Origin of the sequence: Photobacterium nomapromontoriensis (assembly GCF_050336815.1) — a bacterium.
Classification (GTDB): Bacteria; Pseudomonadota; Gammaproteobacteria; order Enterobacterales; family Vibrionaceae; genus Photobacterium; species Photobacterium nomapromontoriensis.
In genome coordinates, this window is the sequence record NZ_JAKJSL010000002.1 from 1 (window position 1) to 21,339 (window position 21,339).

A 21,339-nucleotide genomic window follows, 5' to 3' on the forward strand; every position below is an offset into this window, starting at 1 on the left:
TTACTGGGGTAGGGATTCCAAGGGGAAAGCGCGGCTTAGGCGGCGAACTGCCGTAAAGAAGCAGAAAGCGACCCTCAGAGAATACTACTTATGGATCAAAGCGAAACGTTCATTAAAACTGAGCGAATGGCTGCCCCAGCTAAAACGCAAGTTGATTGGGTTTAGGAATTATTTCGGACTGCCAGACAATAGCCGAAGCATGTCATACGTCTATGACTATGTGCTGCATAGTTTATACAAATGGCTGAACCGACGCAGCGGAAGGCGAAGTTATAACTGGAGTAATTTCAAGAAGATGTTAGGGTATTTCAATATTGTGCAGCCGAAAGTCAGCAAGCGATTTGTGGTTGTTGATTGGTATTAGGGTCGTGTTTTACACGAGTGAACGTATAACTGAAGAGCCGGATGCAGTAGTTCCGCACGTCCGGATCTGTGTGTGGTCGGTCTGGTAACAGGCCGCTCTACCACGATTGTTTACCAATCAGAATAGCACCCTAACTGAACATGCTAGGGTGTGGCAATTATCGCAAATGGTTTTGCGGTAATTGCGATTGTCCAAGAACTGCAACGACCAAAATAAAGCCGTCTTCTTTGGTAAAGTAAGCCGTGTGCTTGCCGATCGGGAAGTAAAAACCGTTTTGATATATATCGTTGCAGCTTCTACCTACTGCCGGGTTTTCAGCAAGCATCTGAAACCCAGTAAGAAGAGTGTCTTTATATGAGTTCCACTGCATCTGGGAAAAGTTTGTAACAGTATAATTTTTGATTTTGTGTAAATGAGCCTGTGCTAATTTACTTAGTTTATATTTGCTCTTGTGCATACTCTACTTACAACGCGCTTAAGAAATTTTCACCGTCAACGACATTGCCTTGGGCTAAGTCTGCTTTTGCAGTCTCAAAGCAATGTTTTATGTAATCGGCTTTCATCGCTTCAAGTTCTTCATAGTCTCTAATCGACATTACAACAACGGCATCTTTGTTGTTTTTACTAATTTTAACTGGCTCGCGTTGAGCGTTTAGAAGCAGTTCACCGAAATTACGTTTGGCATCATTTGCTGTTAATGTGTACATGGTTAAGCTCCAAGTCTGCAAGTACAGTATCATTATAGGGCATCGCTCTAAATGTGCAATTCAATTAAAACGTGCGATTTGTGTGAAAGGTAAACTAACAAATAAGGTTATGTGCTGAGTAGCCAGCACCTAACCGAAGTGTTGAAGAAGTCCAAGCCTCCTTATATAAGTAAATATTGCGAATGGGGTGGAAGGTGATCAGCGAAGTGACGATATGGATGCGCGTGTCGGCCTTGGCGTGAGCCAATGATTTTAATGCATTGAATGTTAGGCTTTAGTTCTCCTTCTGGTTAAAAGTGGTCGCCATTATCCTTATAAGTCGTTGAGCCTTATTTGGGCCGTAAGATCCCCGAAAAATACATCGGATGCTTACAGCAAGAGCAAAAGCTCTGGGCTTTGGTGTGTGATGTGGTTGCTGATAGTGGGGTCGCAACGCCAGCAGCCCCGCCAGCATGAAAACGGTTTGGATTTGTTTAAGCCGTTCTTTTTCATGGCCCCGCAGTAACCCGTAATCCCGCACCCGTCTTAAGCCCTTGGGTAATACATGCTGCAAGATTAGCCATAGAAATTTCACCACGGGTAAGCAGCGTGTTTTGACCGAATTGCTTTGGCTGTTTTTATACCGCTGAAACTGGGTTTATTGGAATAGTGCTAAATCAATGCCATAGATAGATTGTGATAGGGGGGCCTCCGAAATTTTATTAAACCAGACTTATCAAGGGTGGCAGAGTCTGGGTAAGGGAGAGTTCATGCCATTTGTTAGTTTGCTAGAGGCTAGCGGTTAACTAGCCTAAGTTCGCTCTTACATCCGAAATGGTAATAAAGAGTTTGTTTTCTGCCTCTTTAAACGCTTGGAATCCATAGCGCTCATAGAAGTATTTTGCGCCGTCTTTGGCGTTAACAATAACCACAGGGAATGCGACACTATTGCTGGCTGCCAGTAGCTTTCGGAGAGCATCGATAAGTAACCACTCGCCAAATCCTTTTCCTTTGTGGCGTTCATCCACAGCTAAGCGGGCAATCAAACCACCAGAGGTCGATGATTGGTGCTTTTTCTGTAGTTGGTCGGGTAATGCTTTTAAATCAATGGGTGTCATTGTTAGCGTGTAAAAGCCAATGATGTGCGAGCTATCGTTATCATCTTCTAAAACGAAAGTTCGTGTGTTGTCTTTCTTTGCTTGTTGACTAGCCATTACTTTTAGATAGTTATTAAGAGCTTCAATACCACAGTTGAATCGGTTTCTATTATGTTTTGTTTTTTCTAGAAGTACCGTATTCATCATTGAGTTTTGCTCTCATAACGTTCAGAAGCCGCTTTCAATTTTGAGTTTATTGTTGCAGGACGGTCTAAAGCATCCATAAGTAACATGGCATCAGCTTGGCTAAGTTTTAGTGCTTGCTCACGTTCAATGACTTGTTTTGCTTTTTCGATAGCAGCGCTTAGAACAAATGAGTTGATACTAGACATGCCAGCGATAGCGGCAGCCTTAGTAAGTAAATCTTGTGTATCGACATCAACTCTAGCGGTGATGCGAGGCAAAGTAGTCGCCATAATGTTATCTCCTGTTGTGTCAAAATGTCACATGGGTATTATGATCTTAAAGTGTGCAATAAGCAATAGTTGTGTCACTTTGGCACGCAAGCTAACAAGGTACTATGGCATCAATAGCTAATTTTTGGCGCTATTTGCATCCCACATACAGCCATCCCTGAGTATTGAATTTAGATTATGACCATCTTTCTAACGCAGGTAATGATCGCTACTTTTTTCGGTTTTCCTGCGGCTCTGACTGGTTCCCTCATAATTTGCCCAGCCCTTCAGTGTGAGTCGTCGGCTAAGATTTTTTAATGTCAGATCTGAACCATCAAGAATACTCCGTGTAGCAAGTATCAGAGAATTAAGGCGTTTTTTGTGAATACTAGGGCAGTGGTTTTGAATTGATTGCTGTAGAATCTGAAAATCGCGCATCGTACCGTCCAATTGGTCTAATGTGTCTCTGGCGATATCCATTAGATCAAAGGTATCGGTGCGCGTCTACCTCATTGTTTATCAATATAATTATGAGGGGATTCGTAAGAACGCGGCGTTAGCTTTACAAGGATAGATTTGTGAATAATAAACAATTAGAAATATGCAAGTTGATCAGGCTACTCGGTCTATATGCCGAAATGAGACTTGGCGAATCTGGTGGTGAAAACCTTAAACGAGCTTCCAAATTTAAAAGTGAAGAGGCTGTTGGTATTACCGCAGGAGTAATTGGAAGCTCAGAAAACTATGCGGACAATGTTATTTTGGGTGCAAGCCGAGGACATGGATTCGCAGCAGAAAAAGCCAACCATCTATATGATATTTTTACTGGTAAAGATGCCAAAATTGTGGGAGGAGATAATGCTAAAAATGGAGCTGATAGATTAGTTGATGGCGTAAAGATTCAAACCAAATATTGTAATTCTGGATCAAAGTGTATCAGTGAATGTTTTGAAGAGGGAACTTTTCGTTATCTGAATAATGATGGTACCCCTATGCAGATCGAAGTTCCTTCTGATAAATATGATTCTGCAGTACAAGCCATGGAAAACAGAATTAAGAAAGGTCAGGTTCCAGGCGTAACAGATCCAGAGTTGGCTAAAGATATTGTCAAAAAGGGCACTTTCACCTATGAACAAGTGCGTAATATTGCAAAATTTGGCACCATCGAAAGTCTAACCTATGACGCTGTTAACGGGATCAAATTAGCTGGAACGGCTATGGGTATTTCTGCCGCTGTTTCTTTTGCTGTCAGTTTGTGGAAGGGGGAAGACTGGGAGAAAGCTCTGGAATCTTCTTGTTATGTTGGATTAAAAGTCGGTGGTGTTGCTTGGGTTAGCAGTATTATTACTGCTCAACTTGGTCGAACAGGAATTGAGCAAGGGTTGCGAGGTGCTACGGATTGGGTCGTTCAACAAATGGGGCCAAAAGCTGCCGCTTGGATAGCGAATGGTTTGCGTTCGGGCAATGCAATATATGGAGCCGCAGCAATGAACCATGTCAGCAAGCTTCTGCGCGGAAATATTGTTACGGGTGTCGTCACAACTTTAGTTATTTCGTCTGTCGATTTTGTTCGCATGTTCCAAGGCCGTTGTTCTGGGGCGCAACTATTTAAGAATGTTGCATCTACCGCTTCAGGTGTTGCGGGAGGTACAGGAGGCTGGATGGCGGGGGCAGCTGGAGGGGCAGCTTTAGGTTCAGCTATACCTGTAATAGGTACAGCGGCAGGAGGCATTATTGGTGGTTTATTAGGGGCTTTTGCAGGAGGGACTGCTGCTAATGCTGCTGCATCAGCTATTCTTGATAAGTTTATTGAGGACGATGCGAAGGAGATGCTAGGAATAGTTGAAGAAGTTTTTGGAAAACTTGCGTTTGATTACCTATTAAATGAAGAGGAAGCGGAAACGGTTATTGGTGTAGTGGCATAGTGAGTTTGGCCACCTAGTTAGAGGTGATATCATCACCTCATAAGTTAACAGGTGACATAATGACAAAACGTACAAGACGAGTATTTAGCGCAGAGTTCAAGCTTGAATCTGCCCAGTTAGTGCTAGACCAAAACTATTCTATTGTTGAGGCAGCTCAAGCCATGAATGTGGGCAAATCCACCATGGATAAGTGGGTGCGCCAGCTTAAAGGAGAACGTCAAGGAAAAGTGCCGAAAGCCTCACCAATGACACCAGAGCAAATTGAAATCCGTGAGCTGAAGAAGAAATTAGCCAGGCTTGAGGAGCACAACGAAATATTAAAAAAAGCCACCGCTCTGTTGATGTCAGACTCGTTGAACAGTTCTCGATAATCGAGAAACTCAGCCAGAGCTACAGTATAAAAACATTATGCGAAGTGTTCAGCATTCACCGTAGTAGCTTTAAATATTGGCGAAAAAGACCGACAGTTATAAACGCAGAAAGGGTCAAACTTCGCAGCTTAATTAGTGAAGTACATGCTGCTAGTAACGGCTCTGCGGGAGCAAGAACCATCGCTGATATGGTGACAAACCAAGGAACAGATCTGAGTCGTTATCGAGCTACGAAGCTTATGAAAGAGCTTGGTTTAGTCAGTTGCCAGTCGCCAAAACATAAATATCGAAAAGCGTCACAGGAACATATTGAGGTGCCAAATCACTTAGGTCGTCAGTTTGCCGTCACTGCACCTAATGAAGTCTGGGTGGGTGATGTGACTTATGTTTGGACGGGTAATCGTTGGATGTATTTGGCGGTTGTCATGGATCTTTTCGCTCGAAAAGTGATTGGCTGGGCAATGTCGTTATCGCCTGATAGTCGATTGACGGGGAAAGCACTATCGATGGCCTATGAGTCTCGTGGTAACCCTAACGGGATCATGTTCCATAGCGATCAAGGTAGTCATTATACAAGTCGGAAATATCGTCAATTACTGTGGCGTTATCAAATAAAACAAAGCTTATCTCGACGAGGAAATTGTTGGGATAATGCACCCATGGAGCGCTTCTTTAGAAGTTTGAAGACAGAATGGATACCTTCGGTGGGTTATCGTAGTTTTGTCGAGGCTCAGCAAGAGATCATTCGATATATCATTGGGTATTACAGTCAGCTTCGTCCACATCAATATAATGGCGGACTGACACCGAATGAATCAGAGCGATTGTTCTGGTTAAACTCTAAAACCGTGGCCAATTTTAGTTGACCACTACATCCCCACTTTTATGCGGGCTGCCACTGAGTTGCGGCTTAAAAATCCCTGGCCATAATATTTATCCTCTTTTTCCTACCTTATTATCAGGAGTGTAGCCTTATAGTGTTCACGGACTATGAGTTACATTTTATACTTCATGTTATTTTGGTATGCGTAAATTACGTGAAAGGTTGCGTAAAACAGCTTAAAAATTGATTATCACATTGTCTGCACAATTAATTGAAAAAAGAGTTGAGGCTATGTTAGGGAACGATGAAGATTTAATTCTAGACACTGAAACTACGGGGCTCGGCAGTGATGCGGAAATCGTGGAAGTTTCGTTAATTGGTGCCATTAGTGGCGAGGCTTATCTCTATACACTCATTAGGCCATTGGTTCCCATTCCGCCAGATGCGACAGATATTCATGGTATTACGGATTCAGATGTCGCATCCGCCCCCGCCTGGTCGGAGGTTTATCACCAGTTTTGTGAGCTAGTTACAGGTCGAACGGTCCACATATACAATTCAAGTTATGACGTTAGGCTAGTAAATCAAACGTCCGACTTGTATGGCTTGGATCGCCCTGTTCTTGAAACTCGGTGTGTGATGCACCGCTATGCGAATTTGTGGCGAGAAGAAAGTGACTATGGGCGCGGATGGCGGTGGCAAAGCCTGACCAATGCGGTGCTTCAACAAGGGATTGATGTTTCGGATCTGGAAGCGCACCGTGCTCTTTCTGATTGTGAAATGACTCGGCGGTTACTTAAGCGCATCGAAGCGGATGCCATCGTGCCAAGTCCTGAATGGGTGGAAGAACAGCGCTACCTAGTGCAGCGAAATAAACGCCGTGCTAATTACTCTGAAAAAATGGATTTCATCAAGAGTAAGCTATTACCGCCAGGCGTAAAAATCGTTGAAGGTGACAAGGGCCGTGCTGTTGTTGATGACTTGGGAAAAGAGTGGACCTATTTCGGCCAAGGTTGCCCGTTCGGAATGACGACACTATCAAAGCTCAATAAGTCTGACGTGGAACGCTATCAGTTCGCTGGAATGTGTGTTTCGACGTATGGTGATTGGGGCTATGTCGTTAAACTGATTTAATCAATGGTTAACCTGATCTTTTGGCCGTTTTGTTGTGAATTGGCCGCCGAAAATCCCCGCCAAACAGTAACAGAATAGGCCGCCCATGGCGGCCTTTTTACGTTACGGTAGCGCGTTTTGGTCACCCATAAGGCGTGGGGTTGGCGTGGTTACCCACAGAATATGTGGATAAAAAATGAGTGACCTGTCATTTGAATGTGCATGTTTTACTGTTCGTATAAAATTCAATTCTATGGTGTGTTGTTGTTGGCTACGTACACACATCTGCACCGTACCATTTCCCGCCGACACCGCAACGGTATAGCCGCCCGAACACGTTCATTTGCATGGTGATGGCTTTGCCGCTTTCTTTTTCAAAGGTTAGCCAATCCACTATTGCTTCGTTGTTTTTAAAATCAGGCTGGCCATGCAGCTTGTCTATTTTCAGGCTGGCGTAGCTGTTGTGTCGTTTAATGTTCAGTCCTTTCAGGTTGCTCCCTTTTATCAGATATAGCGTGTTGCTGTTCGGGGTGCATGTGGTGGCGCTGGGGTCGGTGGTCGCAATCACACACCAGTTGTTGGTTAGGGTGGCGGTGTGGGTGAGGTTGATGGTATTGCTGCTGAATAGATTGCTAAAGCCAGGCGCGACCATGCACATCATGATGGTAAATATGCTGATCGCAATCATCAATTCTAAAAGTGTAATTCCTTGATTTCTCATTGCTAATCCTATTGCGTAAGTTATGCCTGTTTCATAAGTTACGTAAGTTATGTCTATTGCTTAAATGAGTTTAAATCGGTTCGCTTTCCACTCTGCGGCATCTATCAGGCCGTTGTCGTAGTAGCCGCCCCAGTCAAAGAAGAACGGGCTAAAGCTGCCGCTGCCAGTCAGGTGGAAGCGCCGATCGCTATAGGGGGAGAACGGGACCCCTGTGACGGTCATGGTATCGGTCAGGATGTGGCTGACTCCTCCCTAGGCGAATGCCATTAGTATGCCGTGGTAATCCCAGACGAAGGTGAAGGCGATTAGCCAGTGGGTGAATATGTGGGTGGGGCCGCGGTGTTTGATGTTGCGGCCTAGGGCTTTGGCGATGTATTCCATCAAGTTTGGTTTGAGGTATCTAAAGATGTATCTTTAATGAGTCAATTTAATCCAAATAACCAAGAACTAATGCGTCGAGCGTGTGCTCCATTTACACGCAATAAAGATAAGGTTGGTGGACGTCAAAAATATGAAATGTATCATAAAGAAGAAATACAATATGGTGGTGACGTTTATGGTATAGATAACATGACGATTACGACTCCTAAAAATCATATAAATATACATTCAAAGAAAGGTTAATATGAAATCAACAATATCAGAACACACAGAGTCTGAATTTTTAAAATTAGTAACGAATATCTGTCAAGTAAATGTATCGGATGAAAAAGAGCATAGTAATTTGGTATTTCATTTTTGCCAACTTGTTGAGCATCCTGATGGCTCTGACTTGATCTATTACCCTGAAAAAGAAGAAGATGGAACTCCTGAGCGAATCGTTGAAATCGTGAAAGCTTGGAGAGAGTCGAAAGGACTACCATTGTTTAAAAAATAAGTTAGTGCGCATAAAATCTGTGTGTTAAATGACCGTCCATCGTGGTGGTCTTTTTGATCTGGGCACGCGTGCCCACTTGTCGCTGGATGTTACGGTGTATCGGGTAGTTTTAGGATAAAGATGGTTTTCATCGCTAAATTTCACTAAAACAAATCCTCTCGGGATCGATCTTGGAAATCGGCCTGGAACCGTAACAAACTTTCAATCGTGTTTATGGGCATATCGGCTTGGGTTAGTCTCGTAATGGGCTGTATGGGCTTTTGAATGGCTGGAAAGGGTGTTTTCAGTGCCAAACTGAGCCATTAACATAATGGGCAGATGTCGCACCGCTTTTTGTTTGTTCAAATCATATTTTTCGTAAAAACAGGAAAATGTTGCTGCCCTCTTTTTTCACTCAAATTATGCTAAGTCAATTAACCTACCTATTGGATGGTCGTTCGTTAAGGATTTAACGTAACGCGTATGTCCCACACCAACAAACAGGCAGTTGTAACTAAGGCTGTCGCATAGTTGATAGAGTAGTATATTTGCTAGTTAAGTGACTGTATTTAAAGTGCTTTGTTGGTGATGGATTGTTTGCGTTTTTATTTTTTGTGTATAATATATCCAATACGAAATCGCCCCATTTGTATTGAACAAAATGGGGCGATTATAAACAAACGCAATAAGGAGTGTTTATGACATTAGATCAATTGACTGCTTTTTTAGTTGCTTTACCACCGACACTTTATGGGATAGCTGCAATTGTAAAAGCGATTAAGTCTAAACCGTAATCTATGATTTTCGGTTAGTGAAGTTTACGCTTCACTTTTAAGCCTCGGCAATTGGCGTTGTTCGAGGCTTTTTTGCATATGTCTTTCTACAATTGTGGTAAGACATATTCGGAATCACTATATCAATTTTGATATAAAAACGCATCACTGTGTAATGATTTATGATTCTTGTTATTTAACGTAATACCCGAAGTAAGAACAACGAGAAGGTCGCCCATGGCGGCCTTTTTACGTTCCGTTGGCACGATTTTGGTCACCCATAGGGCGTGGGGTTGGCGTGGTTACCCACAGAAAGTGTGGATAAGAAAAAGTGGCCTGTCGTTGGAATATGCATGTATTACTGTGCGCATGAAATTCAATACGATGGTGTGTGTTGTCGGCTACTCGCATGCATCTGCCCCGTACCATTTCCCGCCTACACCGCAACGGTATAGCCGCCCGAACAGGTTCATTTGCATGGTGATGGCTTTGCCGCTTTCTTTTTCAAAGGTTAGCCAATCCACGTTGGTTTCGCCGTGCTGAAAATCAGGGTGGCCCTGCAGCTTGTCTATCTTCAGGCTGGCGTAGCTGCTATGGCGTTTGATGTTCAGTCCTTTGAGGTTGCTTCCTTTTATCAGGTATAGCGTGTTGCTGTTCGGGGTGCATGTGGTGGCGCTGGGATCGGTGGACGCAATCACACACCAGTTGTTGGTTAGGGTGGCGGTGGGGGTGAGTCCGATGGTGTGCAGGTAAACGTCTTTGCTGCGCATGACGGCTTCAGATTTTGCGGCAACCAGTAGGCCGCGCAGTTCGGTGGTGGTGAGGTTGATGGTGTTGGTATTGAATATATTGTGAAAGCCAGGCGCGGCCATGGCTATCATGATGGTAAGAATGCTGATCGCAATCATCAGTTCTAAAAGTGTAAATCCTTGATTCTTCATTGTTAGCCCTGTTGCGTAAGTTATGTGCGTTTCATAAGTTACGTAAGTTATGAAAGTTGCTTAAATGAGTTTGAATCGGTTCGCTTTCCACTCTGCGGCGTCTATCAGGCCGTTGTCGTAGTAGCCGCCCCAGTCAAAGAAGAATGGGCTAAAGCTGCCGCTGCCGGTCAGGTGGCTTAAGCCGATGCAGGCGAATGCCATCAGTAGGCCGTGGTAATCCCAGACGAAGGTGAAGGCGATGGCGGCGATTAGCCAGTGGGTGAATACGTGGGTGGGGCCGCGGTGTTTGATGTTGCGGCCTAGGGCTTTGGCGATGTATTCAATCAAGTTTGGTTTGAGGTATCTAAAGATGTATCTTTAATGAGTCAATTTAATCCAAATAACCAAGAACTAATGCGTCGAGCGTGTGCTCCATTTACACGCAATAAAGATAAGGTTGGTGGACGTCAAAAATATGAAATGCATCATAAAGAAGAAATACAATATGGTGGTGAAGTTTTTAGTATAGACAATCTAAGAATTGTTACCCCTAGATTGCATTGGGGAGAAATACATGGTTTAGGAGATAGAAGCTAATGAATCTTAATAAAAAAAAACATTGAAGAATATTCAGAGTTTGAATTTTTAAACTTACTAGAATGTTTGAAAAATTCTTCTGAAGAGGAGGCGGATGAGATAATGGATTGGTTAGATGACAATATTAAGCATCCTGATGGTTATGGTTTGGTTACTCACCCAATTGAATGTGGTATTGATGATTCTTCCGAAGCGTTTATAACAGAACTCAAACGTTGGTATAAAGAACAAGGCTTACCGTTGTTTAAAGAATAAAAGCTGTCTTTCCTACTTTAACGTGTCCTGCCAGCCATACTTAGGTCTGCATCTTCGATGTTATGGGTATATGCTGAATGAGACTGCATTGCTGGAGATCATTCGGTGGAGTTACAGACAGAAACACTAGGCTTCTCGGGCAGTTGTTACTGGTCTATGGAAGCAATATTTCAGACACTGCGCGGGGTAACATCAGTCAAACAGGGCTGGCTGAATGTCAGTGGCGAGCCTTTGATGGTCGAGGCTGTTGTCATTGAGTATATTCCTACCGTGATAAGCTTGGAAGTGCTGGTGGCCATTCACCTTCATACTCACAGTTGTACCTCAGAGCATGACCTTCGCGGCCGTTATCCTTCCATTATTTATGTGTTCGATGAGCCCCAACACCACAGAGCACGACAAGCGCTTGCCATCTGCCAGGCGGACTTCATCCAACCCATTATTACGCAGGTTGAAGATGGCGGGAATTTTCAACCCAGCAAAAAAAGCTTACATGCATATTATTATTCCGATCCCCACAAGCCTTACTGTGAAAATCAGATCATGCCAAAATTGCAGCTGCTGTTAGCGCGTTTTGCCGATCATGTTGACGATGATAAACGGGCTGCGATCGAACACGCGATTGCTGAGTCAGCAATGGTTAAAAAGACCCAATGGTGATGCATCGATGACTATGACAGGCACTGAATTCTGCGCCATATCTTCACTGGGTATATAATTATTGATTAGCTCACGAAGTAATAGGTTCGTTCTGTTGCTGATAAAACGACCGATTTATTTGATTGTTTTGTTTGTTTTTTAAACGTTAACCGTTGATTTGTACCGAAACTTGACATTTTGTAGGTGATGATGATTCTATCAGTAGTGGATTTATTGTTTACAGGACGAAATGTTTTCGCGAGGGTGCCAATCAGAGCCATTATCTTTCCCATTAGAAGCTAAGTGCGTCTGAGGGGGGAAGATAATGCTTCAGGTTGGTTTCTGTCGTTCAAATGGGATGACATAATGAGAAAAATTGATAAATACAGTATTGATAATACCGATTACACGATTGGACAAGATAACATCCAAAAATGGGGGTTTGATGTTCATAATCCGGTATTTGGTACCAGTGCTGGTTTGATCGTGCTGTTCTTGGTGGTGGCGTTGATTGTCGACCCAGTAACGGCCAAAACTGCCCTTGATGGGGTAAAAAATAGCATTATAAATACATTCGATACGCTGTTTTTGTGGGCTGGCAACATCTTTGTTTTATTTTGTCTGGCTCTGATCTTTTCTCCATACGGAAAAATTCGGATCGGTGGTAATGATGCAGAAACCGATTATTCCCGTATGTCGTGGTTAGCGATGTTGTTTGCTGCCGGTATGGGGATTGGTTTAATGTTTTGGAGTGTGGCTGAGCCCGTGGCTTACTATACGGGGTGGTATGATACACCATTGAACGTCACACCGTTCACGCCTGAAGCCCGTGAGCTAGCGATGGGGGCGACAATGTATCATTGGGGGCTTCATCCTTGGGCGATTTATGGTGTGGTCGCACTTTCTCTCGCGTTCTTTGCCTACAATAAAGGATTACCTCTTTCTATCCGTTCTATCTTTTATCCTATTCTTGGTGATCGGGTGTGGGGTTGGCCTGGGCATATCATTGATATTTTTGCCGTATTAGCGACGATGTTTGGCTTAGCGACCTCGCTAGGTCTGGGGGCTCAGCAGGCCGCTAGTGGTATCAATCATGTATTTGGTATATCTGGCGGGATAGGGCTACAAGTTATCGTCATTATTGTGGTAACACTGCTAGCGGTGATATCTGTCGCTCGTGGTATTGATGGCGGTGTAAAGCTGCTTAGTAATCTTAATATGTTAGTTGCGTTAGCGTTGCTAATTTTTGTTGCGGCGGTAGGTTTCGCTGTTTCGATGGGTACCATACCATTGACGATAACTGGTTATGCAAAAAACTTTTTAGCATTAAGTAATCCCTATGGCCGTGAAGATCAGGCATGGTTACATGGCTGGACTGTATTCTATTGGGCGTGGTGGATTTCATGGTCACCATTTGTTGGGATGTTCATTGCGCGAGTGTCGAAAGGTCGAACAATTCGTGAGTTTTTGGTTGCGGTATTGATTGTTCCGACATTGGTTACAACGGTCTGGATGTCTGTTTTTGGCGGTCAAGCCATTGAGCAAGTGATCAGCGACGTTGGTGAATTGGGTAAACATGGTTTAACCTCCGTGCCGCTAGCAATGTTTGAGATGTTTGAGATGTTGCCAATGAGCACATATCTCTCGGTTGTCGCTATTGTCCTGGTTATGATCTTTTTCATCACTTCATCAGATTCAGGCTCGCTGGTTATTGATAACATTACCGCGGGAGGGAAAATTGAATCCCCGATGCCTCAGCGTATTTTCTGGGCCAGTATGGAAGGTGCCGTGGCAGCAGTGTTGCTCTACGTGGGGGGGACGCAAGCGATTGAAGCATTGCAAGCGGGTGTTATTTCTACTGCATTACCGTTTGTGTTTATCCTCTTGTTAATGTGTATTAGTTTGATCATGGGGCTGAGAACTGAACGGTTCCGCGAATAAGTACAGATAAAACGAAGTAGATTTTATTACATTGCCGTCATTTCTGACGGCAATTTTTTGTTTGCCCAGCGAAGCTGGCAAACCCGTCAGGTTGCAAGAAACCTGAATCACCCCGACTGAGGGGAAGATAATCCGAATCGCAAGGGCGTTGCTGGCCAACGGCAGGGTCTGAAGGAAGCGATAGGAAGTTAACAGTACACAACGAAAGTGAACCTGATTCGGCAGTCTAGGTGGGTAAGCGTGCAAAATAGCGCAAAGCCCCATACTCAGTCAGACCTATGCTGTGCTTGAGGGTGGAATTGTTAACAGGGAGCCAGTGCAGTAACTGGGGAAGCCTGGCACCACATCCGGGCAAACGCCGGAAGCACCCGTATAAGGTGAAAGCCAAGACGCGTGTTGGTGTGAGGTGGCAGATGAATCCGTAGTAGTGAGTAAGGCTCGGCCAGAGAAGCCCAGTAATGGTGTGGAGGAGAAAACCGAGCTGACCATTAGCAACATGTCTAATGGGGCACCTGTCAGTCAAAAGCTAACAGGTGTTGCGAAGGGAGGAAGTACATTTTAAGTCTGTGATGAGCAGATGTTTTTTTTTCGTGGTACACAAACCGATTCGCTATCGGGGTATTCCAGCATGGTTATCTGTGGAGATAGARCACTGAGCTGAGAAACCGTACACGGGAGTAATCTTGACGAACAGACGTATATTGCCATTGAGCTAGAAAGCGGATGGGCAGGGTGAAATAAACCAACACGCAGAGAAAACAGAACGCCTCCATGCAGCACACAACCCAAAGGAAGAGAGTGAGAGTGTATTACAGCTTGTATGGTCACCTGCTTGATAAAGCACGACTTTACAAAGGATTTAAAAAGGTGTGGAAAGCGAAAGGCGCGGCCGGAATAGATAGGCAGAGCCTGAGTGATTTCGCCTCAAANCTGAGTGATAACCTCGATCAACTTCTTCTTGAACTGAAAACCAAGCAATACCAACCTCAACCGGTCAGACGGGTCGAAATCCCCAAAGACGGTGGCGGTGTTCGACTGCTTGGTATCCCTTGTGTTAGGGATAGAGTTGTYCAACAAACCCTCAATGACCAGCTAACCCCCATCTTCGAAGCGCAGTTTCACCCATCCAGTTTTGGGTACAGACCGCAGCGAAGTTGTCACGATGCTATCAACAAAGCCACCATGTTCATTCGCCGTTATGGGCTACAACATGTCGTGGATATGGATCTGTCGAAGTGCTTTGATAAGCTTGATCACGAGCTCATCCTGAAAAGTATCAGAAAGCGGATCAGCGATAGCAGTATATTGGCACTGGTAAAACAATTCCTAACAAGTGGCGTTATGGTGGAAGGGCAATGGCAAGAAACAGAAGTCGGGAGTCCACAGGGTGGGGTGATAAGCCCTCTCATCGCCAATATCTATCTGGACGCGTTTGATCAAGAGATGAGAAAACGAGGCCATAGGATCGTGCGTTACGCAGACGACATTCTGATTTTCTGTCGCAGTCGTGCAGGTGCCAACAATGCATTGGCACAGGCAACGAAAATATTAGAACAGACGCTGAAATTAACGGTGAATACTGGCAAAACCCACATCGCTCACAGCGATACGGGGGTGAAGTNCCTTGGTGTTGAAATTGGGAGTCGATATACCCGCATTCAGCCAAAGAAAGTGTCAGGATTTAAAGCCAAACTGAAGGGGCTAACACGCCGTAACGGTGGCAAACCGTTAAAGAATGTGATCAAAGARCTGAATCCAATAATAAGCGGGTTTAGTCAATATTTTCGGATAGCGAATACAAAGAGGGAGTTTAAGAAGATAGCCGCGTGGTTAAGACGAAGGTTGAGAAGCCTCCAACTCAAGCTCTGGAAGAAGCCAAGTAAGCTTCATCGAGAATTGAAACAGCGAGGATATAAACCGCCGTTTAGTCACATACGAATGACAGGCTGGAGAAGCTCTGCGAGTCCGTTATCGAGCTACGCTATGACAAATCAATGGTTCAATGAACTTGGTTTAGTCAATATTGAACATGTTGTGACAGGGCATGTGTTCAGCACTTACGCTGAATGGAAATGTACATGAGCCGTATACGAGGTCCGTACGTACGGTTCTGTGAGAGGGATGAGGCGGCGACGCCTCACCCTACTCGATGTATGCTGAGATGACTAACCGCAAAGATTTTATTTCATTATTTAGCACACGAAACTGTAAACCTTGTTCATCTGATAGCACATACTCACTATCTTTTGGTTTGGCGTTTTTCAATTGCTTATCGTTAAGGGGAGTTGCGATCCTAGCCATAGCTTTCTCCTGAATTTATTACCCAAAGAATGTTATGTGGCCAGTATAGGGTAATAAATTGGGTACTAAAAACGTGAGAAAGCCTGAGACAGAGTGAGACAACCTGAGATAGGTTTTTGCGTAACTTGTTGTTTTAATTAAATTTTACATACAAAAAAGGCCACCCGAAGGTGGCCTTTTCCAAACGTTTGGTGGAGCTGGCGGGATTTGAACCCGCGTCCAAAACCAGTCTAACAGATGGCGCTACATGCTTAGTCAGTCTTTATTCTCGTATCGACACTGCGAACTGACACGCTATGCAAATACATACCAGAATTCTATTTCGCGGTTCATCTCTCTAGTCAAAGATTCCCTCGCTATCTTGTTTGGGTTTGAACCCCTGTTATTCCCCGTCTTACAAGCGGAAGCTAGGGCAGGAGCGCTCTCAGCAGAGTATTAAGCTGCTAGTGCGTAGTTTTCGTCGTTTGCGACTATTTTTTGCGGCTTTTTTACGAGGCAAACCGCACCTCGGCATGCTCCACAAGCCTTCGTGATCCTGTCGAATCCTAAATCAGCCCCAGAGTTCGATCGATGTTAGCAGATTAATCGCTAGGGTCAATAGCCAAATGGCTTTCTGCGTGCTGACTGATTGATAAACAACCATTTGCAAACATCATTTTAGATGAAACGGCTAGCGGTTGCTGCTTTTCATAATACGGGCTTTGTCACGCTGCCAGTCGCGGGCTTTGGTGTCGGCACGTTTGTCATGAAGCTTCTTACCACGAGCGTTACCTATCTTTAGTTTAACAAAGGATGCCTTCCAATACATACTCAGCGCGATAATGGTTTCACCGTCACGGTTTACCGCACCCAATAACTTGTCGATTTCACGACGGTTAAGCAGCAGTTTTCGGGTACGTGTTGGATCGGCAACCACATGGGTAGACGCGGCATTGAGCGGGGTAATGGTCATGCCGGAAATGAAGGCTTCACCGTTACGCAGAAAGACGTAGCTTTCGGTTAGGTTCACTTTGCCATCGCGGATCGCTTTTACTTCCCAGCCTTGCAGCTGCATACCGGCTTCGTATTCATCTTGAATGGCATATTCAAAGCGGGCGGTTTTATTTTTCGCAATGGTATTGTTACCTGGCTTGCTTGGTTTCTTGGCCATAATATCTCTTCTGTATTGCTGTCCCGGCCCGTAAATTGTCGGGGCGGTCGATATGTGTTTGCTGGAAAATCATGAGGATGGCTTTCCAGACACACGCTTATTTTGGCTGTTAGCTCAGTAATGGTATCATTGAGCTTGTCCTTCTCCTAGGCTTTGCGGTGGAATGTCCACCACGCTGTGAGAAGTGGCGCGTTCTACGGTAAAGGAGAAGCTATGCCTCAGATTTGTCGCTCTGCATTGGTTCCGTTCAGTGCCAAGCAAATGTTTGAATTGGTGAATGATGTCGAGTCGTATCCGGCCTTTCTTCCTGGGTGTTCCGGTAGCCGGATCATTGAAAGCTCCGCGCTGCATATGATGGCGTCGGTCGATGTCTCGAAGGCGGGGATCAAGAAAACGTTTGTAACCCGTAACGCATTAACGGATGGCAGTAAGATCGACATGCAGTTGGTGGAAGGCCCGTTCCAGCGCTTGGTTGGTGGCTGGCACTTTATTGAGCTAGATGCAACCGCGTGTAAAGTAGAGCTTAAGCTGGATTTTGAATTTAAGAATGCGCTGGTTGAAGCAGCGTTTGGTAAAGTGTTTCGTGAGCTGACCCATAACATGGTTAATGCTTTTACGGTTCGAGCGAGAGAGATCTATGCATTCTGAAGAGAAGCTGATCCATGTTGAGGTGGTGTATGCATTGCCGAGCGTGCAGAAGGTGATCAAGCTGGCCGTTACGCCGGATATGCAAGTACAGCAGATCATTGAGCAGTCTGGCGTGCTGGCTCTGTATCCGGATATTGACTTGCAGAAAAATAAAGTCGGGGTCTTTAGCCGTAACGTGAAGCTTGATGCGTTGGTGCAAGATGGCGATCGGATCGAAATTTATCGCCCATTATTGGCCGATCCGAAAGAAATTCGTCGTAAACGTGCCGAGCAAGCGAAGAAAGAGGCATTGGCGGATAAACCGGATAACATGTGATCCGACTGGATTTTTCGCAATAAAAAAGCTCGCAGTTGCGAGCTTTTTTGTGCCAGATGATGCACAACCGCGTTAGACCAATCGGGGTAAGTCAGTGATCAGTAATAATGGTCAGAAACTTATGTAGATTGGTATTAGTTGAACGCGTCCATAAACTGCGGGCTTTGGCTGTAGTCACCGGCAAGGCTAAATAACTTGTTTTGAGCATTAAACGTTAAGATCAGATTTTTTTGCTCAGGTTTGTTATGCCCTGGTTTGTGGTAGTACACGTAATACCAGGTATTTGGGTATTCGGGTTCAACCAGCATCGGAGAGCCCAGTACATACTGTACCTGTTCTTTGTTCATTCCGTACCGAAGGGTATCGATATCACTTTGATCAAGGTAGTTTCCTTGGTTGATATCAATTCGGTAAACCAGTCGATCAACGACTGAACAGCCACCTAATAGGCTGACCGCCAATGTTACGGCAGCAAGGTTTTTCCAACTCATAGCATCCCGGCAAATTCGCTTTATTCTGCAGCGATAATAAACAACCGCTGAGCAGAAGTAAAAAAGCGGTTAAGAAAAAAACTGTAATTGAGACTGTGGTACCGCTAAATAGTTGCACCACAGGGTAAGTTTATTCTATTTACGCCGCAAACAGCAGTTCTTTTGCGTTGGCAAGGGTGCGTTCAGTGATCTCGCTACCGCCGAGTAGTCGTGCCAGTTCATTAACCCGTGCCTCTTGCGTCAGCGGGTACATGTTGGTTTCGGTTTGTCCGTCACTGGCTTTTTTGGCGACAAACATTTGCTGATGACCACATCCTGCGACTTGCGGTAAGTGAGTGACACACATTACCTGAGTTGAGTCTCCCAGCGTGCGCAGCATTTTGCCGACAATCGCGGCGGTTGGGCCGCTGATCCCGACATCGACCTCATCGAAGATCAAGCTTGGGGTTTCTACTTTCTGCGCGGTGATCACCTGAATGGCCAGTGAGATCCGCGATAGTTCACCACCCGAGGCGACTTTGCCCAATGGTTGCAGTGGCTGACCCGGATTAGTTGACACTAAGAAGGTGATGGTATCGAAACCAATCGGGCTTAGCATCCCTTCGGGATCGCTCTGAACATCAATTTTGAAAATGCCGTTAGCCATGCTGAGTTCATGCATGCTGTCTGAGATTTTCTTATCCAATTCTTTGGCGTAGCGTTGGCGACTCTTGCTGAGTTTTTCGGCGCTGGCTAAGAATTTCTGGCGCAGGCATTCAACATTGTCGTGCATCTCTTCCAGGCGTTCATCACTGCAATCAAGGTGATCCAGTTCTTTGAGCAGCCCCTGATGCTTGGCGTAGAGTTCGTCCGGCATGACGTAGTGCTTGCGCGATAGCGACATGATTTTTGACAGCCGTTCTTCAAGGTAGATCAGACGGTGCGGATCCATATCAAGGTTATCAAGGTAGCTGCGTAGCTCTTGGCTGGCTTCCTGTACTTGAATTATCGCTTCGTCCAGCATTTGCGGAATGGTACTGAGGCTGCTGTCATACTCACCCAGATTGCTCACTTGCTGGCAGGCCATCTGCAGCATTTGCAGGGCATTACAGTCATCGCCGTCATACAACATGGAAAGTGCAGTCTGGCTTGAGATCGCAAGTTCACCGCTGTTAGACAGGCGCTTGTGCTCTTCTTCGATCTCAGCGTATTCGTCTTCGCCTAAAGCCAGTTCATCAAGCTCTTTGACCTGATATTGGATCAGTTGTTTCTGGGCTTCGTTTTCTTCGCGGCTCTGGGTCAGACGTTTCAGTTCATTGTTGGCTTGTCGCCAGCGTTGGTAATTGCTGCGTGTTTTGTCCATTAACAGGTGATGGCCTGCGTATTGATCAAGCATCTGCTGTTGGTAGTCTGGACGCATCAGCTGCTGGTGGGCATGCTGGCCATGAATATTGATCAATAGCTGTCCCAGAGCTTTTTGCTGGGAGGCAGGAACCGGACTGCCGTTGATAAACCCGCGTGAACGGCCTTCTTTGGTGATCACACGGCGTAAGATGCACTCTTCACCGTCAATCAGCTCGTTGTCTTCCAGCCAGCGACGGGCGGCTTGGTTATTATGCAGGGAGAAGGTGGCAGAGATCTCTGCTTTGTCTTCGCTGGGGCGAACCATGCAGGCTTCAGCGCGATCGCCAAGGCACAGGCCGAGCGCATCAATGGCGATGGATTTACCCGCGCCAGTTTCACCGGTGATGGTGGTCATCCCCGGTTTCAGTTCAAATTCAAGAGTTTTGACAATGGCAAAGTTTGAGATCGTCATATGCGCCAGCATGTGTTCACCTGTTTAAATCAACACCTGTTTTTTTACACAGTATATACTGTATCTTCATACAGTAAAGTACTGGTGACGAAAAATCGGATGGAAAAATTGATCTAGGTTAACGTCATGATATGTCGCTATAAAAAAACCAACCTGGCGGTTGGCTTTAAGGATACGACGTTCAGGGCTAGAACAGGGTTAGAATAGCCGACTCGACCAGCCCAGTTTGCCCCGCAGTACTTCGTAGTAGCTGTAGTTTTTGGGGTGGATCAATTTCAAGGTGTCCGGGCTTTGAAAAATGTGGATTTCATCCCCGGGATTAACGGGGAGTGACACTTGCCCGTCGCAGCTCACTTCAAGGCTGCTGCCATTGGTTGGCGATACCGTGAGTTTGATCCGGCTATTGCCATCGACGACCAGTGGCCGGCATGACAAGGTGTGGGGAAACATCGGCACCAGTGAAATGGCGTTAAGTTCCGGTGACAGGATAGGGCCGCCACCTGACAATGAATAAGCGGTTGACCCTGTCGGGGTAGAAATAATCAGGCCATCGGAACGCTGTGAGAAGGCGAACGTTTCATCAATTGAAACTTCAAACTCAATCATATGCGCGATTTTGTCAGGGTGCAGAACGGCTTCATTGAGCGCGGCATTTCGGCTTTTGATCAGGCCGTGGCGATGCACTTCCGCTTCGAGTAAAAAGCGTTTTTCAACCACATATTCGCCATTGAGAACCTGTTCAAGCTCTTGCTCGAACGCTTCGGGGTCGAGATCGGTCAAAAAGCCTAAACTGCCACGGTTCACCCCGATAACGGCGATATCAAAGCGGGATAGAACCCTGGCTGCACCGAGCATGTTGCCGTCACCGCCCACAACAATGGCCAGATTGGCTTTATCGCCAATGGTGAGCAGATCACTGAAGGCGGACGGTGAGATATCGAGATCGTTGGCGAGTCGGTGATCGACTAATACGTTATAGCCTTTGCCGGTCAGCCATTCATAGAGGCTCAAGTGTGTTTGCAAGGCATCGGGGTTTCGAGGTTTGCCAATAATCGCAATGGTGTCAAAAACGCGCGTCATTTCCATGATCCGAAAAATGAAG

Annotated in this window: 25 protein-coding genes, 1 other RNA gene and 3 pseudogenes; 13 read left to right on the top strand and 16 right to left on the bottom strand. The window is 45.4% G+C overall.

The window, feature by feature from the left end; genetic code table 11:
* The coding region (locus L4D12_RS00115) for a group II intron maturase-specific domain-containing protein (RefSeq protein ID WP_428445797.1) at positions 1-364 on the top strand (364 nt) is incomplete at its 5' end.
* Positions 365-521: 157 nt separating this feature from the next.
* Here the strand turns inward: L4D12_RS00115 and L4D12_RS00120 are convergent.
* The 6 genes and pseudogenes from L4D12_RS00120 to L4D12_RS00145 form a co-directional block, all read right to left on the bottom strand.
* Entirely contained in the window at positions 522-821 is a 300-nt protein-coding gene (locus tag L4D12_RS00120) for a type II toxin-antitoxin system RelE/ParE family toxin (protein ID WP_005592609.1), read from the bottom strand.
* A gap of 7 nt (positions 822-828) precedes the next feature.
* A complete protein-coding gene (locus L4D12_RS00125) occupies positions 829-1,071 on the bottom strand; it encodes a type II toxin-antitoxin system Phd/YefM family antitoxin (RefSeq protein WP_045101727.1) in 243 nt (80 codons plus the stop codon).
* A 329-nt stretch (positions 1,072-1,400) separates the two neighbouring features.
* A pseudogene (locus L4D12_RS00130) lies at positions 1,401-1,696 on the bottom strand (transposase); the annotation flags it as partial.
* A gap of 160 nt (positions 1,697-1,856) precedes the next feature.
* Positions 1,857-2,354, bottom strand: coding sequence for a GNAT family N-acetyltransferase (locus L4D12_RS00135; RefSeq protein WP_428445798.1), 498 nt, complete (start codon positions 2,352-2,354; stop codon positions 1,857-1,859).
* Positions 2,351-2,623: a type II toxin-antitoxin system TacA family antitoxin gene (locus tag L4D12_RS00140; protein ID WP_428445799.1), complete on the bottom strand. Its 273-nt coding sequence runs from the start codon at positions 2,621-2,623 to the stop codon at positions 2,351-2,353. The genes L4D12_RS00135 and L4D12_RS00140 overlap by 4 nt, the downstream gene beginning before the upstream one ends.
* A gap of 117 nt (positions 2,624-2,740) precedes the next feature.
* Positions 2,741-2,856, bottom strand: a pseudogene (locus L4D12_RS00145) (IS110 family transposase); the annotation flags it as partial.
* 324 nt (positions 2,857-3,180) lie between these two features.
* Here L4D12_RS00145 and L4D12_RS00150 point away from each other — a divergent pair.
* The 3 genes from L4D12_RS00150 to L4D12_RS00160 all read left to right on the top strand — a co-directional run bounded on the left by L4D12_RS00150 (position 3,181) and on the right by L4D12_RS00160 (position 6,855).
* A complete protein-coding gene (locus L4D12_RS00150; protein WP_428445800.1) occupies positions 3,181-4,527 on the top strand; it encodes a hypothetical protein in 1,347 nt (448 codons plus the stop codon).
* Between the two features lie 59 nt (positions 4,528-4,586).
* A protein-coding gene (locus L4D12_RS00155) for an IS3 family transposase (RefSeq protein WP_428445801.1) occupies positions 4,587-5,764 on the top strand; the annotation gives its coding sequence in 2 pieces (ribosomal slippage) (positions 4,587-4,845 and positions 4,845-5,764; 1,179 coding nt in all).
* A 248-nt stretch (positions 5,765-6,012) separates the two neighbouring features.
* Entirely contained in the window at positions 6,013-6,855 is an 843-nt protein-coding gene (locus tag L4D12_RS00160) for a 3'-5' exonuclease (RefSeq protein ID WP_428445802.1), read from the top strand.
* Between the two features lie 250 nt (positions 6,856-7,105).
* On the opposite strand, the gene L4D12_RS00165 is transcribed toward L4D12_RS00160, so the two are convergent.
* Both L4D12_RS00165 and L4D12_RS00170 read right to left on the bottom strand, forming a co-directional pair.
* A complete protein-coding gene (locus L4D12_RS00165; RefSeq protein WP_428445803.1) occupies positions 7,106-7,555 on the bottom strand; it encodes a pilus assembly FimT family protein in 450 nt (149 codons plus the stop codon).
* Positions 7,556-7,615: 60 nt separating this feature from the next.
* A pseudogene (locus L4D12_RS00170) lies at positions 7,616-7,945 on the bottom strand (metal-dependent hydrolase); the annotation flags it as partial.
* A gap of 27 nt (positions 7,946-7,972) precedes the next feature.
* Between L4D12_RS00170 and L4D12_RS00175 the strand changes: the two are divergent.
* Together L4D12_RS00175 and L4D12_RS00180 are read left to right on the top strand one after the other, a co-directional pair.
* Positions 7,973-8,179 (top strand): hypothetical protein, encoded by a 207-nt coding sequence (locus L4D12_RS00175; RefSeq protein ID WP_428445804.1) that lies wholly within the window; start codon positions 7,973-7,975, stop codon positions 8,177-8,179.
* A gap of 1 nt (position 8,180) precedes the next feature.
* A complete protein-coding gene (locus L4D12_RS00180) occupies positions 8,181-8,432 on the top strand; it encodes a bacteriocin immunity protein (RefSeq protein ID WP_428445805.1) in 252 nt (83 codons plus the stop codon).
* Between the two features lie 1,153 nt (positions 8,433-9,585).
* On the opposite strand, the gene L4D12_RS00185 is transcribed toward L4D12_RS00180, so the two are convergent.
* Together L4D12_RS00185 and L4D12_RS00190 are read right to left on the bottom strand one after the other, a co-directional pair.
* The gene (locus tag L4D12_RS00185) at positions 9,586-10,125 is read right to left on the bottom strand and encodes a pilus assembly FimT family protein (RefSeq protein WP_428445806.1); all 540 of its coding nucleotides are present in this window, start codon (positions 10,123-10,125) and stop codon (positions 9,586-9,588) included.
* A 60-nt stretch (positions 10,126-10,185) separates the two neighbouring features.
* Positions 10,186-10,452: a hypothetical protein gene (locus tag L4D12_RS00190; RefSeq protein WP_428445807.1), complete on the bottom strand. Its 267-nt coding sequence runs from the start codon at positions 10,450-10,452 to the stop codon at positions 10,186-10,188.
* A 33-nt stretch (positions 10,453-10,485) separates the two neighbouring features.
* On the opposite strand from L4D12_RS00190, the gene L4D12_RS00195 reads away from it, so the two are divergent.
* From L4D12_RS00195 to ltrA, 5 genes are all read left to right on the top strand, one after another.
* Complete coding sequence (locus tag L4D12_RS00195; protein ID WP_428445808.1) at positions 10,486-10,701, top strand: hypothetical protein; 216 nt, start codon at positions 10,486-10,488, stop codon at positions 10,699-10,701.
* A gap of 21 nt (positions 10,702-10,722) precedes the next feature.
* Complete coding sequence (locus L4D12_RS00200) at positions 10,723-10,956, top strand: bacteriocin immunity protein (protein ID WP_428445825.1); 234 nt, start codon at positions 10,723-10,725, stop codon at positions 10,954-10,956.
* Between the two features lie 105 nt (positions 10,957-11,061).
* Positions 11,062-11,616, top strand: a complete 555-nt coding sequence (locus L4D12_RS00205; RefSeq protein ID WP_428445809.1) for a peptide-methionine (S)-S-oxide reductase — start codon at positions 11,062-11,064, stop codon at positions 11,614-11,616.
* A 342-nt stretch (positions 11,617-11,958) separates the two neighbouring features.
* Positions 11,959-13,536: a BCCT family transporter gene (locus tag L4D12_RS00210; RefSeq protein WP_428445826.1), complete on the top strand. Its 1,578-nt coding sequence runs from the start codon at positions 11,959-11,961 to the stop codon at positions 13,534-13,536.
* Between the two features lie 798 nt (positions 13,537-14,334).
* On the top strand, positions 14,335-15,618 hold the full coding sequence (ltrA, locus tag L4D12_RS00215) for a group II intron reverse transcriptase/maturase (RefSeq protein ID WP_428445810.1): 1,284 nt from the start codon (positions 14,335-14,337) through the stop codon (positions 15,616-15,618).
* 60 nt (positions 15,619-15,678) lie between these two features.
* On the opposite strand, the gene L4D12_RS00220 is transcribed toward ltrA, so the two are convergent.
* The 3 genes from L4D12_RS00220 to smpB form a co-directional block, all read right to left on the bottom strand.
* Positions 15,679-15,837 carry a hypothetical protein gene (locus L4D12_RS00220; RefSeq protein ID WP_428445811.1) on the bottom strand — a complete coding sequence of 53 codons (159 nt, stop codon included), beginning with the start codon at positions 15,835-15,837 and terminating at the stop codon, positions 15,679-15,681.
* Between the two features lie 189 nt (positions 15,838-16,026).
* Positions 16,027-16,395: a transfer-messenger RNA gene (ssrA, locus tag L4D12_RS00225) on the bottom strand.
* Between the two features lie 112 nt (positions 16,396-16,507).
* Positions 16,508-16,987: an SsrA-binding protein SmpB gene (gene smpB / locus L4D12_RS00230; protein WP_428445812.1), complete on the bottom strand. Its 480-nt coding sequence runs from the start codon at positions 16,985-16,987 to the stop codon at positions 16,508-16,510.
* A gap of 213 nt (positions 16,988-17,200) precedes the next feature.
* Here smpB and L4D12_RS00235 point away from each other — a divergent pair, with 213 nt between their 5' ends.
* On the top strand, positions 17,201-17,635 hold the full coding sequence (locus L4D12_RS00235; protein WP_428445813.1) for an SRPBCC family protein: 435 nt from the start codon (positions 17,201-17,203) through the stop codon (positions 17,633-17,635).
* Positions 17,625-17,951 carry an RnfH family protein gene (locus L4D12_RS00240; protein ID WP_428445814.1) on the top strand — a complete coding sequence of 109 codons (327 nt, stop codon included), beginning with the start codon at positions 17,625-17,627 and terminating at the stop codon, positions 17,949-17,951. The genes L4D12_RS00235 and L4D12_RS00240 overlap by 11 nt, the downstream gene beginning before the upstream one ends.
* A 134-nt stretch (positions 17,952-18,085) precedes the next feature.
* Here L4D12_RS00240 and bamE read toward each other — a convergent pair whose 3' ends face one another.
* The 3 genes from bamE to nadK form a co-directional block, all read right to left on the bottom strand.
* On the bottom strand, positions 18,086-18,442 hold the full coding sequence (bamE, locus tag L4D12_RS00245) for an outer membrane protein assembly factor BamE (RefSeq protein WP_428445815.1): 357 nt from the start codon (positions 18,440-18,442) through the stop codon (positions 18,086-18,088).
* A gap of 139 nt (positions 18,443-18,581) precedes the next feature.
* A complete protein-coding gene (gene recN, locus L4D12_RS00250) occupies positions 18,582-20,249 on the bottom strand; it encodes a DNA repair protein RecN (protein ID WP_428445816.1) in 1,668 nt (555 codons plus the stop codon).
* 186 nt (positions 20,250-20,435) lie between these two features.
* Positions 20,436-21,326, bottom strand: coding sequence for an NAD(+) kinase (gene nadK, locus L4D12_RS00255; protein ID WP_428445827.1), 891 nt, complete (start codon positions 21,324-21,326; stop codon positions 20,436-20,438).
* Positions 21,327-21,339 lie beyond the last annotated feature (13 nt).

Excerpts from the sequence above, each read along its gene's own strand:
- L4D12_RS00120 (WP_005592609.1), bottom strand. The coding sequence starts at position 821 with ATGCACAAGAGCAAATATAAACTAAGTAAATTAGCACAGGCTCATTTA.
- L4D12_RS00125 (WP_045101727.1), bottom strand. The coding sequence starts at position 1,071 with ATGTACACATTAACAGCAAATGATGCCAAACGTAATTTCGGTGAACTG.
- L4D12_RS00135 (WP_428445798.1), bottom strand. The coding sequence starts at position 2,354 with ATGATGAATACGGTACTTCTAGAAAAAACAAAACATAATAGAAACCGA.
- L4D12_RS00140 (WP_428445799.1), bottom strand. The coding sequence starts at position 2,623 with ATGGCGACTACTTTGCCTCGCATCACCGCTAGAGTTGATGTCGATACA.
- L4D12_RS00160 (WP_428445802.1), top strand. The coding sequence starts at position 6,013 with ATGTTAGGGAACGATGAAGATTTAATTCTAGACACTGAAACTACGGGG.
- L4D12_RS00165 (WP_428445803.1), bottom strand. The coding sequence starts at position 7,555 with ATGAGAAATCAAGGAATTACACTTTTAGAATTGATGATTGCGATCAGC.
- L4D12_RS00175 (WP_428445804.1), top strand. The coding sequence starts at position 7,973 with ATGAGTCAATTTAATCCAAATAACCAAGAACTAATGCGTCGAGCGTGT.
- L4D12_RS00180 (WP_428445805.1), top strand. The coding sequence starts at position 8,181 with ATGAAATCAACAATATCAGAACACACAGAGTCTGAATTTTTAAAATTA.
- L4D12_RS00185 (WP_428445806.1), bottom strand. The coding sequence starts at position 10,125 with ATGAAGAATCAAGGATTTACACTTTTAGAACTGATGATTGCGATCAGC.
- L4D12_RS00195 (WP_428445808.1), top strand. The coding sequence starts at position 10,486 with ATGAGTCAATTTAATCCAAATAACCAAGAACTAATGCGTCGAGCGTGT.
- L4D12_RS00220 (WP_428445811.1), bottom strand. The coding sequence starts at position 15,837 with ATGGCTAGGATCGCAACTCCCCTTAACGATAAGCAATTGAAAAACGCC.
- smpB (WP_428445812.1), bottom strand. The coding sequence starts at position 16,987 with ATGGCCAAGAAACCAAGCAAGCCAGGTAACAATACCATTGCGAAAAAT.
- L4D12_RS00235 (WP_428445813.1), top strand. The coding sequence starts at position 17,201 with ATGCCTCAGATTTGTCGCTCTGCATTGGTTCCGTTCAGTGCCAAGCAA.
- L4D12_RS00240 (WP_428445814.1), top strand. The coding sequence starts at position 17,625 with ATGCATTCTGAAGAGAAGCTGATCCATGTTGAGGTGGTGTATGCATTG.
- bamE (WP_428445815.1), bottom strand. The coding sequence starts at position 18,442 with ATGAGTTGGAAAAACCTTGCTGCCGTAACATTGGCGGTCAGCCTATTA.
- recN (WP_428445816.1), bottom strand. The coding sequence starts at position 20,249 with ATGCTGGCGCATATGACGATCTCAAACTTTGCCATTGTCAAAACTCTT.